This window comes from Mesorhizobium sp. M0340, assembly GCF_040321535.1.
In the GTDB taxonomy this organism is placed as follows: Bacteria; Pseudomonadota; Alphaproteobacteria; order Rhizobiales; family Rhizobiaceae; genus Mesorhizobium.
Genome location: NZ_JAMYRR010000001.1, coordinates 101,821 through 118,081 on the forward strand (window position 1 = coordinate 101,821; position 16,261 = coordinate 118,081).

A 16,261-nucleotide genomic window follows, 5' to 3' on the forward strand; every position below is an offset into this window, starting at 1 on the left:
GCCATACCTATAGCCCATATAAGCCTGCGAACATTGCCGGGAACCAAAGCATGAATATCGAACCCCTTTTGCGATCCATCGTGGCCGTCCGCGCTACCGTGCCGGAGGACGCCTTCACGGCAAATACACTTGGCACCCGTCGCGAGGGCAGTGGCGTGGTCATCCGCGGCGACGGGCTGGTACTCACCATCGGCTATCTCATCACCGAGGCCGAGGAGGTCTGGCTGGCCGACCAGGACGGGCGCGTGGTTCCCGCCCATGCGCTCGCCTACGACCAGGAGTCGGGCTTCGGCCTGGTGCAGGCGCTGGCGCCGCTCGGGCTGCCCGCCATTGCGCTCGGCGACGCGTCCAGGGCGAAGATCGGCGATCCCGTCGTGCTCTCCGACGGCGTCGGCCGCTCCGTGCGGGCGCGAATCGTCACCAAGCAGGAATTCGCCGGCTATTGGGAATATCTGCTCGACGAGGCGATCTTCACGGCGCCGGCTCACCCCTCATGGGGCGGCGCCGGCCTCATTGGCGCGGATGGCAGGCTGCTCGGCATTGGTTCGCTGCGCCTGCAGATGAGCCGCAACGGCGAGGTCGCCGACATCAACATGGTGGTGCCGATCGATCTTCTGCCGCCCATCCTCGACGATCTGCTGACGCGCGGGCAGGTCGCCAAGCCGCCGCGGCCGTGGCTCGGCGCCTTCTCGGCCGAGAGCGACGGCAAGGTCGTGGTGATGAGCGTCGCCGAGGGCGGTCCAGCCGCCCAGGCGGGCCTTCGCCAAGGCGATGTCATCTCGGATGTCCGCGACACGGCGGTCGATGGGCTTGCCGATTTTTATCGCAAGCTTTGGAACAGCGGCCCGGCGGGCGCCGAGATACCGCTCCGGGTGCTGCGCGACGGCCGCGAAACCTGGCTGCGCGTCAAGTCCGCCGATCGCAACAGTCTGCTGTGGAAGCCGCCGCTGCAGTGAGGCAACCGAAACCTCTCACTCTCCGCAAGCGCTGAAGCCAGTGCCCGGAGTCCATTCCGCAAATGGGATGACCTTGCCTTCGACCGATACGGTCGCTTGCCTGGTGCTGCCGTCCGCCAGCTTCTTGCTGCTTTTGCCCTTGCCGGTCAGCACATTGTAGTCGCAGTCGCCGCCAACATTGTCGTCCATGTAATCCCAATACTCGTAGGCAAAACCGGCGACGACGAACGTGCCGTTGCGCCAGGCGAGCGACAGCGTCTTGTTGGTCCGCTCGCTGCCGATCTCCATCGCCGGAACATAGAGCTTGATCGAGCCGTTGGGGAGCGCGGTGAGTTCGGGCTCGGTGTCGGATGTGGCGGGGCCCGGCCGCTCGTAATCCTTCCATTCGCCGTAAATCTGTTCATGCACGACCCCGGCAGGTCTGAGAAAATTGCCGTCGCGGTCCCTGAGGAACAAATGCAGGTCCATGGGATGGCCGGGTTCGGTCTCGACGATCATCGCCAGATCGGCGGCGCCGTCGCCGTTCCAGTCGCCGGTCGCCGCCGTGATGATCTTCTGCGTCTCGATCGGTTCTGCCAGTGCGGCGGCCGGCAGCAGCAGGACCAGACCGAATATTGTCGATCGCATGTAAAATCCTCTTGGCCTGGCAGGCCTGAGACGCACGCGCTTCTCAGGAGGCCCGGCTCTGCCGCGTCTCGGAACGGCTCGTCTCGTTGAGCAGCCGGCAGAGCGAAACCGCTTCACGACGGCTCAGGCCGATCAGCGCGATTTCCGAAAATTGCGCCGGCAGATCGTGAACGATGTCCCACACCATCCAACGGCCGTTCGGCTCCATGACACATTCGTAGCGCAACAATTGTTCCTGCATCCGACCCCCGGCTTTGCTCACCGGACTGGTACAGCGTCGAGGTAAATGAGTTGTTGCGCCGCGAGAGTATTCCGCGGCTGTCAAAACCAGGCGTTGAATCCCCACAGGGGCGAACCCGACAGGTCATGGCTGACGGTGCCGATACTCTCGACAAGGCGGCAGGGCAGGGACGCTTCCGGCGTGAACGGCGGCCGCCGCCAGAATTGGTTCAGGCGTTGCGGCTCGCCATATGCGCGTCGAGCTTCCTCCTCGAGGGGCCGTAACGCTTGATGATGGTCGCGGCCTCGCTTTGCGGTATGCCGTATTTGCGGGCAAAGGCAGCGACCTCGTATGGCTCTTCGCCGGAAACCAGTTTGCGATCCTGCTTGGTCTTGGATTTGTCGTCGGCCATGGCGTCCTCCATCACATCTGGTCGTTATAGGGCTGCTTGGTCCGGCCGACCATCCTTGCCAGTTCGGCAAAGGACGGTACGCCGGTTTCCCCCTGGGCATTGTTGGCCGCCTGCAGCAGCCTGAGCGGAAAACAGACGGCGTCGCGGTTGGATGGCGACATGTCTTCATAGAGACGCTCGTCGCTCGTCATCGCCGCCTCGGCCCGGCGCAACGCCATGTCGACCTCGTCGACCGACAGCAGGCCCTTGTGGACCAGCGCATTGTTGACGGCCGCGATCGCCATCATCAATCCTTCGAGCTGGAGATTGGCGACGTTCATCGTTTTGCGTCCTCGCCGGGCTTGTTGGGGCTGGCCTTGTCGTCTGGCCGGATCACTGCGCGCGGCGGGTTCTGGCCCTCCGAATGCCGGGTCTTGTCGTCGAAATCGTCAGCCGGCCTGGTCAATCCCATGCCGCCGGGGGGCGGCTTGTTGCCGGCCGCATCCTGCGAAAATTGGTCGGCCGCGTCGGGGCTCGTCTTTGCCGGATATTTCCTCGCTCCGGTCTCGTAGCGGTTCGGGTCGTCGGCCATGTCCTGTGCTCCCGTTGCAATGAGCAGATAACTTTCATGCGGCGGCAGCGGTTCCGTGGCGAAATCGACGTTGCCGGTGCGCAAGCCGTCGCAATCCGTCGGGTTTTCGTGCATCCTTGTGCATGCCAACGATGCTTCGCTCCGACGCGCCGGCAAAATGCTGCTCCTACTGCGGTGGGCGCGACCACGACTACGAGGATTGCCCGAAGCGCAAAAGCGATGCCGAACGGCAGAAGGAGACGCCAGGCAGCGCGTACCAGCCCGCTGCCGCGGCTGCAGGAGAAATCCGCTAGCCAGCCTGAACCACCCCGCCGGTCCGCCAGGCCGGCGCGAAGATCCTTCCATGTCGAGAGGATTGCAATGCCGCCGCTATTGTGGGCAAAAGCAGCACGGGCAATCGGGTTGGGGTGGGGTAATGACCGAAACGCAAGGCAATTCAGGCCGTCCGCAGGGCAAGCCGGGGACGGCATCGGGGTCGATCGGTTCCGGCCTGGTCGCACTCCTCCTCGTGGCGCTCGGCATCTTTGCGCTGTTTGGATCCTGGTACACGATCGACCAGGGCGACCGCGGCGTGCTCTTGACCAACGGGGCGCTGAGTTCGGTCGTCGATCCCGGACTGCATTTCAAGCTGCCGTGGTTACAGCGCGTCGAGAAGATCAGCCTGCGCCAGCAGGTGCTCAAATGGGGCTGCGAGAACCAGAACGATTGCAGCGGCCTGCCGGCCATGCAGGCCTATTCGCGCGACCAGCAGCCGGCCGACATGCGCGTCACCGTCAACTTCCACGTGCCGGCCGCCGAAGTCAGCAACGTCTACACCAATTATGGATCGATCGAGGCACTGGCCGACCGTGTCATTGCCAGGAAAGCACCGCAGGAGATCAAGACCGTGTTCGGCCAGTACGACGCGGTGTCGGTTATCCAGAACCGGGCGAAGTTCAACAAGGACGTCGCCGACGCCATCGCGGCGGTAACCGACGGCCCGGTGATGATAGACAGCGTGCAGGTCGAGAACATCGACTTCTCCGACGCCTACGAGCAGGCGGTCGAAGCCAGGATGACGGCGCAGGTCGAGGTGCAGAAGCAGGAACAGAACCTGCAGCAGGAAAAGATCAAGGCCGATATCGCCGTCACCCAGGCCAAGGGCCGCGCCGACAGCGTCAAGGCCGAAGCCGAGGCCAGCGCCTACAAGACCAGGGTCGAAGGCGATGCGACCGCGGGCGCCATCAAGGCTCGCGCCGCCGCGATCGCCAACAATCCGCTGCTGGTCGAACTGACCAAGGCGGAGAGATGGAACGGCGAATTGCCGAAGTCGATGATCCCGGGTTCGACAGTGCCGTTCCTGGAGCTCAGCACGCCTGCCGCAGCATCGAACTGAGGCGCGGCGCCGCGGCGCAAACCAGATCAGGACGGCGGCGCGGTAGCCGTCCCATTGCGGTCACGGCTGAAGCACGGCGCCTCGGGCGCTTGCTTCCGTTCGCCCGAGAAAAGCCGTCAGCAGCTCCATTCCCACCGGCCAGTCGCCGAGCCCGCTGTCGCCATTGATGTGGCCAAGTGGCCCGGCGATATGGAGATCGCTGCCCCAGCGCTCGGATTTCGCCCTGACATAGTCCAGCGAGCCGTAGGGATCGTTGGTGCTGGCGACAATCAGCGACGGAAAGCGAAGCCGTTGTTGCGGCGCGTCGGCGAAGGCCCGGGCGGAGGAGGGAAAGGCCGACGACGCAGGGTCCGGAACCGCGACCAGCAACGCGCCGCTGATAGAGCGGGGGGAGATCCGCTGCCAGTGTACGACCAGCAGACAGCCGAGGCTATGGGCGACGAGCACCGGCGGTGTCCATGCCTGGCATACAGCGGTTTCCAGTGCTGCCACCCAGTCGTCGAAATCCGGCGCATCCCAACTCGCCGGACTGAACCGCCGCATCGCCGGGCTTGCCTGCTGCCAATGCGTCTGCCAATGGGCTTTGCCCGATCCGCCGATGCCCGGCACAATGATGAATTCGGTCATGCGAAGCCCTTCTTTCCTGATGCAGCGCGTGCAATTCTAGGTCTTCTCCCCGGCGGCGGAATGAGAGATCATCGGAAAGCAGCGACGAAATCCGATGGATTAAAGGCGATCATGCGGAACGGCGATTACCGGCCAAGGCTCGATCCCACCGATCTGGCGATCATTGAGATCATGCAGGAGGATGGCCGCATCGGCATCTCCGAGCTTGGCCGCCGCGTCGGACTGTCCCAGCCCGCCACCTCGGAACGGGTGAAGCGGCCGGAGGAGCGCGGGGTCATCACCGGTTACAAGGCGGTGATCAATTCGGCAGCGCTCGGGCTCGGCACCATGGCGGTCATCCGCCTGCGCACCACGCATGAGCATATCCAGGTCTGCCTGAAGAAGTTCGCCCAATTGCCGGAGGTGGTCGAGGTGCTGCGGGTGACCGGTGAGGATTGTTTTCTGGTCAAGGTCGTGGTCCCGTCACCGCCCGACCTTGAAAGCATCGTCGACAGCATCGGCCGGTACGGCACGGTGACGACAAATGTGGTTCTGCGTGCCGAGCAACCGAAGCGGCTGGGCGGCGAACTGATGACCAGGGCCTAACCGGTCTATCGCTCGGTCTGTGCATGCCCGACGGCATTGGCGAACGAGATGCCGCCCTTGATCTCGCGCATCGCCATCGAGGTGATCGTGCGCCGCACGCCGGGCAGCCGGCTGAGCTCCTCGCGCAGCATCCTGTCGAGCGCCATCATGTCGACGGTGACGATCTGCAGGAGATAGTCTGCCTCGCCAGTCGTGGCGTGGCAGCGGCGGATCAGCGGATGCTGTTTGACCGCCGCCTCGAAGGCGTCCGACAGTTCGAAATCGATCGACACCTGGATGAAGGCTTCGATGCCGAAGCCGAGCTTGGCCGGGTCGATCCGGGTCGAGTAGCCGCGGATGACGCCGGCATCCTCCAGCGCCTTGACCCGCTTCCAGCACGGCGTCTTGCTCAAGCCGACCTCGTCGGCGAGCGCGGCAAAGGAGGTGCGGGCATCGCGTTCGAGCGCCGCGACGATCTTCCGGTCGACCGCATCCAGCATCATTCGTTCTTTCTGTCTGCTTCAGAAGCAGCTTTCGTCCTTCATTTCTCGCCAATCGAATAACAGAAAGGGACAATGTTCGGCAAGAAAGCGATTAGACTCGGGGGCTGGGATCCAACAAACGCCTGCGGCCCAACGGCCGCGGCAAGGAGCATGGCCATGGACAAGCAGGACTATTATGCCCGCATCGAAACGCCTGAGATGCGCGACTATGGCGTCTACCTCAAATGCGACAGGCTGCTGGCCTGTCAGAAGCCGCTGGCCGAGATGGTCAATGCCGACGAGCTGCAGTTCCAGATCGTGCATCAGGTCGAGGAGCTGTGGATGAAGCTCATCGCCTATACGCTGGTCGATGTCGTCGATTTCCTGGAAAAGCAGGACACGCATCGCATCGTCACGCTGATGGGGCGCGTGCACCGGCTGATGCGGCTGATGACGGCGCAGCTCGACCTGCTCGAAACCATGTCGCCCAAGGAATACCAGCAGATCCGGCTGCAGCTCGGCAATGGCAGCGGTCAGGAATCGCCGGGTTTCAAGCAGCTGTTGCGTCTGCCGCCGGATCTGTGGCGGGCCTTCAAGGCGTCATACCTCGACGGCCGCGGCCTCTCGGTCGAGGATGTCTACGATACTGGCTACGATCACGGCGACAGCTATGTCGTTGCCGAAGCGCTGGTCGAGTTCGACGAGCTGTTCCAGAAATTCCGCGCCAACCACCTCTACCTCATCCACCGCACGATCGGCCTCGGCGCGAAATCGCTGAAGGGCAGGCCGGTCGAATTGCTGGAGGCCGGCGCCCGCCACCGCTTCTTCCCGGAACTCTGGGACATACGCTGGGCGATGACCGACCGCTGGGGCAGCCAGTATGGAACGGTACGGGAGCCGATCAGCCAGCCGAAGGTGAACTTAGGATAGTTCCAGGCTCGGGTTCCTCGCCCACGCGAAGCGGGGGAGAGGTGGCCGCGAAGCGGCCGGAGAGGGGCCTTTTCTTTGCTGGCGCGGTCCCCCTCTCCGTCGCGGCTTCGCCGCGCCACCTCTCCCCCCCCCATGAATGGGGCGAGGAACCTGGTCTTGCGAGGCCTTCTCCCCGCGCACTTGTCTCCTGCAGGTTTTTCGGGGGATGATGTCGGGCTTGCGGCTGGTGGTGCGTCCTTGGGGCACAACCATCGTAACTCTTGGGAGGACGTCGTGACCTTGGAAACCGCTCAATCAACCGTCCAGTCGCCGTGGCAGACCGCGGCAATCCTCATCGCCCGCCTGATCTTCGCAGCCGTCTTCCTGATGGCCGTGATCTTCAAATTCGTCGATATCGGCGCCACCGCCGGCTATATCGCGGCGGCCGGGTTTCCATTCCCGCTCTTCCTGGCCTGGTGCGCAGCCCTGCTTGAGATCGTCCTCGTTCTATGCTTCCTGACTGGCGCCTTCTTCTCATGGGCAGCACTCGTCGCCGGCGCCTATGTGCTGTTCCTGGGCTTCGCCTTCCACGGACCGTCGCACTGGGCCGGCAACCAGGCGGAGTTCGGCTTCTTCGTCGATCACTTCACCTTCCTGGCCGGGCTGCTGTTTGCCGCCGTGCATGGGCCGGGCCGCGTCCTGGCGCTGAGGCTTGGCAGGGGGTGATGCCAAAGCTTGCTGCGGCGGTCACTCTTGGTCGCGGCGTCACATCTGGTCGTTGTAAGGTTCCTTGATCTGACCGACCATGCGCGCAAGTTTTGAGAAGGACGGCATGTCCGTCTCCGGCTGACATTGATTGGCCAGCTCCAGCAGTCGGATCGGGAAGTTGACGGCATCGCGACTCGACGCCGACATGCCTTCGGACCTTTCCTCGTTGGTCTCGCTGGCTTCGGCCTTGCGCAAGGCGATGTCTATGTCCTCGACGGAGAGCACGCCCTTGCGGACCAGGACCTGATTGATCGATGCGATGGCCATAAGCAGGCCTTCGAGTTGCAGATTGGCGACGTTCATGATTTTTGCTCCCATTAGGCTAAGGGTCAAACGCGCGAATGCCTGTTCTGATCCGGACGGTGGCGTCTCGCCGGAGATTCCAGTGTGCTTCGCAAATCGGCTACTCTGCGTTTTTTTCGCGTCTCAGGTGAATTTTGTTCTTGCTTTGTGCCGGCAGCTATGCTACTAATCTGGGTATGGTGCTAATTGGCTCCAACGACCCGCCTGCCGAGGCGGGTTTTTTGTTTCAGGCTCCCTTTCGACCAAACGTTACGTGAGCTGGCTGTGAAGTCGGCGGGACAGCGCCCCCCTCTGTCCTGCCGGACATCTCCCCCTCTAGTGGGGAGATTGGCTGTCATCGCCGCTTTCGCCAATTTGTAGGTGCAAAAAAGGCGCTGCCGCCAAAGCTGCCGATCTTCCCGCTCGTGGGGGAGATGTCCGGCAGGACAGAGGGGGCGCGAAGGAACGCAAGCTTGCCGGCTGACAGCCGAGGCACCGAGGGAAGTTCGCATTTTTTCTGCCGCCGTGCCACATTTTGTTCTTGCTTTGTGCCGGCAGCTATGCTACTAATCTGGGTATGGTGCTAATTGGCTCCAACGACCCGCCCGCCGAGGCGGGTTTTTTGTTTCAGGCTTCATTTTTGGACCAAACGCTACGTGAACTGCCGGCTGTTAAATCGGCGGGCGCGAAGGAACGCGGCTCTGGCGATCGTCGGAACTGCAAGTCTCACCAATCGTAAATTTTCCAACGCGCCACTGAGCGCCCATCCCCAGAGAACATCCCCATGTCCAATCGTTACGCCACCATCATCATCGACGATGACGGCCGAGAGGTCGTCAGCGCTATTGGCGAGTTCGCCGGCGCCGCACCCTATGCACGCCATGGCCGCTTCGAGCAGGTTGTCGTCGGCGTGCGGATCGGCATGGTGCGCGGCGGCCCCGGCGACGCGGTCGGCGGTTTCGGCTTCCCGTTGGGAGCACTCGACGGCAAGGCGGCGGCAATTCTAAGGGCAAGGCTGAATGCGTTGCCCGACGCCAGTACGTTGGGGCCTGGCACGACGACCGATGCGAAATCGGCAAGCCAGCCGCCGAAGCCGAAGTCGGCGCGCGCCGCCAAGAAAGCGAAGCCGCGCAAGCGCATCGTGCGGCCAGGCAACAAGAAGCCGGCGATCTCCGCCGGGACGGCGGAGTAGGGCATGGCCAAAGCTCCTTCCGCCGGCGATCCGCAGCCGCACGATCAAGCACCCGGCAAGCAGACCAGGCGGGCGAAGAAGACGCTGGCCGACGGCTTTCTCGAAGCGATCCGCGCCGATTTCCGCGCCCATGGCGCCGGCGTCATCGCCGAGGTGCGCGCCGAAAAGCCCGACCAGTATCTGAAGCTCGTGCTGTCGGTGCTGCCCAAGGATCTTAGTGTCAACATCAACAATCTGGATGCATTGAGCGATGACGAAATCAGGCAGCGCATCCGCGGCCTCGAAGCCGTCCTTAGGCCGTTCCTCGAGAAGCCGGGCCTCGAAAAAGGCCTCGCACAGCCGGGCGGCAAGGAAGGAATATCTCAGCCTGCTGGCGGAGCTGGACCGGAGGCGCCGCACTAACCAGCTTGCCGCCTATCGGCCCTATCCCCGACAGGCCGAATTCCACGCCGCCGGCGCGACCAATCGCGAACGCCTGTTCATGGCCGGCAACCAGCTCGGCAAGACCAGGGCCGGCGGCGCCGAGTGGGCGATGCACCTCACCGGCCGCTATCCCGACTGGTGGCAAGGCAAGGTTTTCGATTGTCCGGTTCGGATGTGGGCGGCCGGCGTCACCGGCGAAAGCACGCGCGACAACCCGCAGCGTATCCTGATCGGCCCGCCGCAGCAGCAGGCGGCGTGGGGCACCGGTATGATCCCGGCCGACGCGATCCTCAGCACGATGGCGGGGCGGGCGCCGGGCGCGCTCGACAGCGTCGTGGTGGCCTGGGGCGGCGGTGGCGACGTGCAGGCCGGCGAATCCGTGCTGTCGTTCAAGAGTTACGAGAAGGGCCGCGAGAAGTGGCAGGGCGAGACGCTGCACGGCGTCTGGTTCGACGAGGAGCCGCCGCTCGACATCTATTCCGAAGGGCTGACCCGCACCAACGCCACCGGCGGCATCACCATCGTCACCTTCACGCCGCTGCTCGGCATGTCGGACGTGGTGCTGCTGTTTTTGTCCGCGGAGCAGGTGGGAGGGATGGGGAGGGGATGACAGGGCTGCGAAATCGCGCAACTCGCGTTCCTTCGCGCCCCCCTCTGTCCTGCGGGACATCTCCCCCTCTAGTGGGGAGATTGGATGTCGCATTGGCTTTCGCCAATCTCCAATGCTTGTGGATAAGCGAGACGCTGAAGCTGCCATCTCCCCCCTTGAGGGGGAGATGTCCGGCAGGACAGAGGGGGGCGCTGTCCCGCCATCATGAAAACATCTTACCGAACAGCAGCATACGTCCAACACCTGCCACCATGATTCAATGCCGCGAGGGTGAAAACAATGACCCGCCACGTCACCTTCATGACCATCGACGACGCCGAGCACTACACGCCGCAGCAGCGCGCCGAGATCGTTGCCGCCTATCCGGCGCATGAGCGCGAGGCGCGGGCCAAGGGCATTCCGGTGCTCGGCTCCGGCCGCATCTTTCCGGTGGCCGAGGAGCTGATCGCCTGCGAACCGTTCCGGCTGCCGCGCTATTGGCCGCGGCTCGGCGCTCTCGATTTCGGCTGGGACCATCCGTCGGCCGCGGTCGAGCTCGCCTGGGACACGGAAGCCGATGTCGTCTATGTCACGAAGGCCTGCCGTGCCTCGCAGCAGACTCCCGCCATGCAGGCGCTGACGCTGAAACCGTGGGGCGAATGGCTGCCCTGGGCCTGGCCGCGCGACGGCCGCCGCGAGACGCTGGAAGCTGCCGGCACCGCACTTGCCAGGCAATATTCGGCACATGGGCTGAACATGCTCGCCAGCCATGCGCAGTTCGCCGACGGGTCGGTCTCGGTCGAGGCCGGACTGATGGACATGCTGGACCGCATGCAGAGCGGCCGCTTCAAGGTGTTCTCGACGCTTCTGCCCTGGTTCGAGGAGTTCCGGCTCTACCACCGCAGGGATGGCCAGGTGGTGAAGCTGCGCGACGATCTGATGGCCGCGACCCGTTATGGCGTGATGATGCTGAGGGAAGCGGTGGTCGATCCGGCGGTATTCAAGGCGGCGAAGCAGAAGGCCGGGCAGGCCGATCCGCTGGGGGCGTTTCGGTGACGATGCTTGCGTTTATGCACGCCCGGCAGCAAAACTACGATGTAGCGGCAACATCATATCAGGGGGCAATATGGAATCGGAAAACTCGCTGCTCGGGATATTCATCTCCTGGATGCCGATGCTGATTTATCTCGCAGCAAGCCTTTGGGTAACGATCTGGCTCACCTTCAAGCTGATCCGCGTTCAACAGGCGATGGTGCAGGCGCAGGAAGGCATTCTCGCCAAGCTGACCGAGATCGACAGCCGGATGTCCGCGAAGATACGCCAGGCCTGAGGTTCGCGGCGGACGCATAGTGACGAAGCGCCGAAAAGCTTAGCCGGCCTCCTTAGCCCATTCGCCGCCACTGCCGTGATAGGTCTCAGCCGAGAGCAAGAAAACCTGTGCGCAGGTCTTGCACCGAAAGCGGTAACGAAGCAGATCGTCCCATGGTCCATCCGGGTTGAGATCCGAGAACGGGATGACACTCGACATAGGACCCCCCGGTACTTCCTGCAGAATACCGTCGCGTATGGCCTCTTTGGCCATCGTGATCGCCGCCGCGAGACGACCGGTGCTAAAGATGGTACGGGTCTCCTCGATCGGCGCGCAGTTACTACAAGTCATGCGCTTGTCCATAGGTAAACCCACAGTCACAGGCCAAGGAAATCCAGACGGCAAAGAAAGTCAATCTAGGCGGCCTCGTTTTCCTAGGGCTCTCCGCTTCGCAGCTTGCCGGAAAATGGCCCAACATGACCCTTCGCATCATTCCCGCCACCTTGCGCGATCTCTCCTATATCGCCGCCAACCTCCGGCCCGAAGACCGGGCCGAGATCGACTGCCAGTTCGACGAGTGGTCGCCGGCTTTGCTGGCACTGACAGCGCTGCAGGGCTTTGCCTATGTCGCCGAGCTCGACGGAAATCCGGAGGCCGGCTTTGGTGCTGCCGAGCAGCGCAGCGGGCTGTGGATCGCCTGGAGTTGGGGCACGCGCCGCATGAGGCGCTGCGTGCCTGCTATTACGGAATTCTTTCACGCCGTGCTCGGGCCGGAGGTTGCGGCACGCGGCGCCTGGCGGGTCGAGGCCCGCGCCTTGGCCGTCAATCAATTGGCGCTGCGCTGGCTTGCACGGCTGGGCGCGACGCAACGCTGCCGCCTGCCGGGCTATGGCCGGAACGGCGAGGACTTTCTGCTCTACGACTGGACAAGAAGCTCTCATTTCGGAGAAAACCATGTGCCTTTTTCAAAAGCCGCCGGCGCTGAAGCCGTTGCCGCCGACACCGACCATTGCCGACAAGGACGTACAGGCGCGCGAAGCCGCGTTGCGGGCTCAGCTCGCGGCCAATGATGGCACTGCAGGAACCGTGAAGACCGATTTGTCGCCCGGCGATCTGACCGGCCCGCGCCGCGTGCTGCTGGGGGTTTGACATGGGCGCCATGAGAAGAGTGTTCCGCAACCGGGTGCTGGCCTGGTGGTACTGGCGCCGGCACGCAAGGTTGGTGAAGAAGCGGTGAAGCTGCCGATCTCCCCACTCGTGGGGAGATGCCCGGCAGGGCAGAGGGGGCGCTGTCCCGCCGGCCTTGGTGATCAATTTGCATTGCCGCTATCGGCTCATTCCGGTGGGAACGAAACTGAGCTTGGCGTTCCTTCGCGCCCCTCTCTGGCCTGCCGGCCATCTCCCCTACGAGTGGGGAGATCGGCAGCTTCCGCATTTTCCGTAACAGCCGAGCGCAATTCGTGTTCCTTCCGCACGGTTGACATTCCTTCCTCAGCCGCCATGCTGCAATGCAACATGGCCATCGAGGAGTCCGGCATGACAGAAGCCCGGTCATCGCGCATCGAGTGCCTGGACGGGCTTCGGGCGCTCGCCGCGATCTGGGTGCTCATCGGACACTGCCTGCTGTTGACCGGCTGGCATATTCCTATTCTCGGCGAGCCGGATCTCGGCGTCGACCTCTTCATCATGCTGTCCGGTTTCCTGATGGTGTTCCACTACCAGCTGCGCCAGGACAAGGAGCCCTGGCAAAGGCCGGAAACCTGGCTGAAGTTCTGGACCCGCCGCTATTTCAGGATTGCGCCGCTGTTCTACGTCATGCTGTTCGCTGCCCTGGCGCTTGGCCCTTATCTCTACCAGTCCAGGATGGTCATCGACGAGTTCCTGCTGCGGTCGCCGCAGGCGCCCGAGCGTTATCTCGACGGCGGCTTGAAAAACATCGGCGCCCATCTGCTGTTCCTGTTCGGCCTGGTGCCGAATTTCGCCTATCGCACGCCGCTGCCCGACTGGAGCCTTGGCTTGGAGATGCAGTTCTATGCAGTGTTCCCGGCGATTATGCTGCTGGTGCGCAGGCTTGACTGGATATGGAGCGGTATCCTGGTCGCGGCGATCGGCAGCGCGATCGTGTTGTTGATGGGACAATTGTCGGTGCATTTTCCGATGCCGTCGTTCCTGCCGCTGAAGATGCAGATTTTCCTGTGCGGGATGCTGCTGGCGGGCGTCGTCCATCAAAGGCAAAAGCGGCCTTTCGTGCATCTGACATTGGCCATGGCTCTGGCCGCGCTGCCCTTCGGCGGCGGCTACGGGCTTGGCAAGTTTTTGATGCGCGAAGCGCTCGTCGTGGGTTTCTTTGCCCTGGTTCTCTACCGGATGCTGCCGGGAATAGCGGGCATCATGGCCAGAAAGATCGCCATGACGCTCGCCAACAGGTTCTTTCATCTGATGGGTGAGCTTTCCTTCAGCATCTATTTGATCCATCTGCTGGTTCTCCAGCCGGCGGCGGCTCTGGTTATCACCCAGTTCGGCCACGAATTGTCGGCGCCGCTGCGCTTCGCGATCGTTGTTGTCGTCGTCTTACCGGTGGTGTGCCTGCTGTCCTGGATCACCTATACGCTGATCGAAGTGCCCGGCCAGAAGATGGGACGTTTCGTGGTGCAGCGCTTTGGGCGCAAAGCCGCGCTGGAGACGACGCCGGCGGAATAAGGCGCTTCCAATCTCCCCGCTTGAGGGCGAGATGTCGCCGAAGGCGACAGAGGGGGTCGCCGATCCACGCGAGACGACCCCCTCTGTCCTACCGGACATCTCCCCCTCAAGTGGGGAGATTGGCAGCTTCGGCGTCCCGCCGTTTTCTTTTTCAATCAATTCCATCAAGCGAGGCTGACCATGAGCGATTCCCGTGCTCGCGATATTCTGTCGCGACAGGCTGAGCTGGAGAGCGAACGCAGCCAGTATGAGCATGTCTGGGAGGCGGTGTCCGAATTCTGCGATCCCGATGCGCCCGACATGTGGCGCGGCGGCCGACAGGCCGGCGCGGACTCGCAGTCCGAGCGGCAGGAGCGGCGCGGTGCGCGTGTCTACGCCAATACCATCAACTCGGCCGCCAACCGGCTGGCCGCGGGGCTGGAAAGCCTGATCATCCCGCAGTCGGAGAAATGGCATGGGCTGTCGACCGCGGCAATCAATGACGAGGAAACCGACGAGGAGAAGGAATGGGCGGAAGCGCTGCGCGATTTCCTGTTTTCGCTGCGCTACTCCGCCAATTCGAATTTCGTGCCGGCAACGCAAGCCTGCCTGCGCAATGTCGTGCGCTACGGCCCGGCCTATCTCTACGCCGAGGAGGGTTTTGGCAGCACGCTGATCCGCTATGCCTCGATCCCCGTGGTCGAAGGCTATCTCTCGCGCAACCGCTGGGGCCAGGTCGATATCTTCCACCGCCGCTACGAGCGCACCGCAAGACAGGCGGCGCAATTGCTCGGCTACGACAGACTGCCGGCGCGGATCAAAGTTCTGGTCGACGACCCCGCCAAATGCGAGACAAAAATCTCGCTGATCCAGTGCATCCAGCCGCGCGACGAGCGCAAGATGTACAGCCTGAGCGGCTCCTACCAGTATCTCGACACCGCGTTCGCGTCCTATCATGTGATCGAGGACGAGGAGGCGATCGTCAGGGAAAGCGGTTTTCGCTCCTTCCCGGTATCGTGCTTCAACTGGCGCCGCTATGAGGGCGATCCCTACGGCATCTCGCCAACCATCGAGGCATTGACGACGGTGCGCGAAGAGAACGCCGTGCGGCGCTCCGGCCTGCGCGCACTTCAGCAGATCACCGATCCGGCGACCGCCTCGAAGGCCAGGCTCGATTATGTGCCGGTGCTCAATCCCGGCGAGAACTATCCCGGCCTGATCGACGATGCCGGCCGGCCGCTGATCGCGCCGATCGCCACCGGCCAGAACCCGACCTATGCCTTCAATTACGCCGACAGCCGGGCCGAGGAGATCCGCGACATGATGTTCGTCAATCTGTTCCAGACGCTGGTACAGAATCCGCAGATGACGGCGACCGAGGCCTTGATCCGGCAAGAGGAAAAGGGTGCTCTGCTCGGCCCCTCCGGGTCGATTATCCAGGCCGGCTTTGCCTCGAATCTCGACCGCGAGCTGGGTATTCTGGAAGACAAGGGACTTTACGAGGAAGACAGCCGCTTCCTGCCGCCGGCGAGCCTTGCCGGCAAGGCGCTGCGGCCGACCTTCACCGGCCCGCTCGACGTGCTGCGCCGCTCGGCCGAAGCGCGCGACACCATCCAGGTGGTCACCACCGCCATGCAGATGGCGCAGTTCGACCCCGGCGTCATGGACAATATCGACGGCGACGAGGCGCTGAAGATCGTGCAGGGCGCCGGCCGCAGCCCACAACGCATCTTCCGCCGCCAGGATGAAGTGGCGGGCATCCGCGATGCCAGAGCCAAGGCTCAAACCGCACAAGCAGGCATGGCTTCGATCGTTTCTGCCGGCAAGCTGGCCAGGGATGCCGTACCGGCGGCCGTGCAGGCGCGCGACAGCGGCCTGCTCGATGGGCTCGGCGGGCTGATGCCGCAGGGCAACGGCGTACAGGGTGGCGACGTACAGGGTGGCGGGGCATGAGTGGCAAACGCTTCGCCCATTCCAGCCAGGCCGGCGGCCCGGCCAAGGCGCGGGATGCGCTGGCCAAAGCCTATTTCAGGGTATTCTCGGGCCAGGACGGCGAGATGGTGCTGGCCGACCTGACGGCTGCGACCGGCTATTACCGCCGCCCGTCCTACGGTGAATGGCTGGCCAAGACCAAGACGCCGAACGGCTTCGAGCTGCACAGCGCGCTCAGCAACGCGCGGGCCGAAGTGGTGCAGCACATTATGGGTTTCCTGACGCTGGACGAAGCGCAGCTGGCGGCGCTGGAGAAGGCGGCGCGGTTGGAGGGGAGGTAGGGT

General features: G+C 63.5%; 23 protein-coding genes. 14 read left to right on the forward strand and 9 right to left on the reverse strand.

What is annotated here, in order from left to right; genetic code table 11:
• The first annotated feature begins 50 nt into the window (after positions 1-50).
• Complete coding sequence (locus NKI79_RS00570; RefSeq protein WP_254819635.1) at positions 51-956, forward strand: S1C family serine protease; 906 nt, start codon at positions 51-53, stop codon at positions 954-956.
• Positions 957-971: 15 nt separating this feature from the next.
• Here the strand turns inward: NKI79_RS00570 and NKI79_RS00575 are convergent, their stop codons facing one another.
• From NKI79_RS00575 to NKI79_RS00595, 5 genes are all read right to left on the reverse strand, one after another.
• Positions 972-1,583, reverse strand: a complete 612-nt coding sequence (locus tag NKI79_RS00575) for a hypothetical protein (protein ID WP_352799318.1) — start codon at positions 1,581-1,583, stop codon at positions 972-974.
• A gap of 43 nt (positions 1,584-1,626) precedes the next feature.
• Positions 1,627-1,809: a hypothetical protein gene (locus NKI79_RS00580; protein ID WP_245274654.1), complete on the reverse strand. Its 183-nt coding sequence runs from the start codon at positions 1,807-1,809 to the stop codon at positions 1,627-1,629.
• A gap of 223 nt (positions 1,810-2,032) precedes the next feature.
• Positions 2,033-2,215 carry a DUF3606 domain-containing protein gene (locus NKI79_RS00585; protein ID WP_023675702.1) on the reverse strand — a complete coding sequence of 61 codons (183 nt, stop codon included), beginning with the start codon at positions 2,213-2,215 and terminating at the stop codon, positions 2,033-2,035.
• An 11-nt stretch (positions 2,216-2,226) separates the two neighbouring features.
• Positions 2,227-2,535, reverse strand: a complete 309-nt coding sequence (locus tag NKI79_RS00590) for a hypothetical protein (RefSeq protein ID WP_352475529.1) — start codon at positions 2,533-2,535, stop codon at positions 2,227-2,229.
• Positions 2,532-2,900 carry a hypothetical protein gene (locus NKI79_RS00595; protein WP_352799319.1) on the reverse strand — a complete coding sequence of 123 codons (369 nt, stop codon included), beginning with the start codon at positions 2,898-2,900 and terminating at the stop codon, positions 2,532-2,534. The genes NKI79_RS00590 and NKI79_RS00595 overlap by 4 nt, the downstream gene beginning before the upstream one ends.
• 301 nt (positions 2,901-3,201) lie before the next feature.
• Between NKI79_RS00595 and NKI79_RS00600 the strand changes: the two genes are divergently transcribed.
• Positions 3,202-4,161 carry a prohibitin family protein gene (locus NKI79_RS00600; protein ID WP_352799320.1) on the forward strand — a complete coding sequence of 320 codons (960 nt, stop codon included), beginning with the start codon at positions 3,202-3,204 and terminating at the stop codon, positions 4,159-4,161.
• 60 nt (positions 4,162-4,221) lie between these two features.
• Here NKI79_RS00600 and NKI79_RS00605 read toward each other — a convergent pair whose 3' ends face one another.
• Positions 4,222-4,788, reverse strand: a complete 567-nt coding sequence (locus NKI79_RS00605; protein ID WP_352799322.1) for an RBBP9/YdeN family alpha/beta hydrolase — start codon at positions 4,786-4,788, stop codon at positions 4,222-4,224.
• A 111-nt stretch (positions 4,789-4,899) separates the two neighbouring features.
• Between NKI79_RS00605 and NKI79_RS00610 the strand changes: the two genes are divergently transcribed.
• Complete coding sequence (locus NKI79_RS00610; protein WP_352799324.1) at positions 4,900-5,373, forward strand: Lrp/AsnC family transcriptional regulator; 474 nt, start codon at positions 4,900-4,902, stop codon at positions 5,371-5,373.
• A 5-nt stretch (positions 5,374-5,378) separates the two neighbouring features.
• Here the strand turns inward: NKI79_RS00610 and NKI79_RS00615 are convergent, their stop codons facing one another.
• Positions 5,379-5,855 carry an Lrp/AsnC family transcriptional regulator gene (locus tag NKI79_RS00615; protein ID WP_352691399.1) on the reverse strand — a complete coding sequence of 159 codons (477 nt, stop codon included), beginning with the start codon at positions 5,853-5,855 and terminating at the stop codon, positions 5,379-5,381.
• A gap of 156 nt (positions 5,856-6,011) precedes the next feature.
• Between NKI79_RS00615 and NKI79_RS00620 the strand changes: the two genes are divergently transcribed.
• Both NKI79_RS00620 and NKI79_RS00625 read left to right on the forward strand, forming a co-directional pair.
• The gene (locus NKI79_RS00620; protein ID WP_352799326.1) at positions 6,012-6,764 is read left to right on the forward strand and encodes a tryptophan 2,3-dioxygenase family protein; all 753 of its coding nucleotides are present in this window, start codon (positions 6,012-6,014) and stop codon (positions 6,762-6,764) included.
• Between the two features lie 273 nt (positions 6,765-7,037).
• The gene (locus NKI79_RS00625; RefSeq protein ID WP_352799327.1) at positions 7,038-7,469 is read left to right on the forward strand and encodes a DoxX family protein; all 432 of its coding nucleotides are present in this window, start codon (positions 7,038-7,040) and stop codon (positions 7,467-7,469) included.
• Positions 7,470-7,508: 39 nt separating this feature from the next.
• On the opposite strand, the gene NKI79_RS00630 is transcribed toward NKI79_RS00625, so the two are convergent.
• A complete protein-coding gene (locus NKI79_RS00630) occupies positions 7,509-7,814 on the reverse strand; it encodes a hypothetical protein (RefSeq protein WP_254819625.1) in 306 nt (101 codons plus the stop codon).
• A 763-nt stretch (positions 7,815-8,577) separates the two neighbouring features.
• On the opposite strand from NKI79_RS00630, the gene NKI79_RS00635 reads away from it, so the two are divergent.
• The 5 genes from NKI79_RS00635 (at position 8,578) to NKI79_RS00655 (ending at position 11,327) form a co-directional block, all read left to right on the forward strand.
• Entirely contained in the window at positions 8,578-8,985 is a 408-nt protein-coding gene (locus NKI79_RS00635; RefSeq protein ID WP_352752585.1) for a hypothetical protein, read from the forward strand.
• Between the two features lie 3 nt (positions 8,986-8,988).
• Complete coding sequence (locus NKI79_RS00640) at positions 8,989-9,387, forward strand: hypothetical protein (protein ID WP_254819622.1); 399 nt, start codon at positions 8,989-8,991, stop codon at positions 9,385-9,387.
• 79 nt (positions 9,388-9,466) lie between these two features.
• The gene (locus NKI79_RS00645) at positions 9,467-10,018 is read left to right on the forward strand and encodes a terminase large subunit domain-containing protein (protein WP_254819621.1); all 552 of its coding nucleotides are present in this window, start codon (positions 9,467-9,469) and stop codon (positions 10,016-10,018) included.
• 279 nt (positions 10,019-10,297) lie between these two features.
• Positions 10,298-11,053, forward strand: a complete 756-nt coding sequence (locus NKI79_RS00650) for a phage terminase large subunit family protein (protein ID WP_352799330.1) — start codon at positions 10,298-10,300, stop codon at positions 11,051-11,053.
• A 70-nt stretch (positions 11,054-11,123) separates the two neighbouring features.
• The gene (locus NKI79_RS00655; protein ID WP_352799331.1) at positions 11,124-11,327 is read left to right on the forward strand and encodes a hypothetical protein; all 204 of its coding nucleotides are present in this window, start codon (positions 11,124-11,126) and stop codon (positions 11,325-11,327) included.
• 39 nt (positions 11,328-11,366) lie between these two features.
• Here NKI79_RS00655 and NKI79_RS00660 read toward each other — a convergent pair whose 3' ends face one another.
• Entirely contained in the window at positions 11,367-11,657 is a 291-nt protein-coding gene (locus NKI79_RS00660; protein ID WP_352799333.1) for a hypothetical protein, read from the reverse strand.
• 125 nt (positions 11,658-11,782) lie between these two features.
• On the opposite strand from NKI79_RS00660, the gene NKI79_RS00665 reads away from it, so the two are divergent.
• From NKI79_RS00665 to NKI79_RS00680, 4 genes are all read left to right on the forward strand, one after another.
• Entirely contained in the window at positions 11,783-12,376 is a 594-nt protein-coding gene (locus tag NKI79_RS00665; RefSeq protein WP_352799334.1) for a hypothetical protein, read from the forward strand.
• 466 nt (positions 12,377-12,842) lie between these two features.
• Complete coding sequence (locus tag NKI79_RS00670) at positions 12,843-14,006, forward strand: acyltransferase family protein (protein WP_352799336.1); 1,164 nt, start codon at positions 12,843-12,845, stop codon at positions 14,004-14,006.
• 180 nt (positions 14,007-14,186) lie between these two features.
• Positions 14,187-15,938 (forward strand): portal protein, encoded by a 1,752-nt coding sequence (locus NKI79_RS00675; protein ID WP_352799338.1) that lies wholly within the window; start codon positions 14,187-14,189, stop codon positions 15,936-15,938.
• Positions 15,935-16,258 carry a Bbp19 family protein gene (locus NKI79_RS00680; RefSeq protein ID WP_352799340.1) on the forward strand — a complete coding sequence of 108 codons (324 nt, stop codon included), beginning with the start codon at positions 15,935-15,937 and terminating at the stop codon, positions 16,256-16,258. The genes NKI79_RS00675 and NKI79_RS00680 overlap by 4 nt, the downstream gene beginning before the upstream one ends.
• The last annotated feature ends 3 nt before the right edge of the window (positions 16,259-16,261 follow it).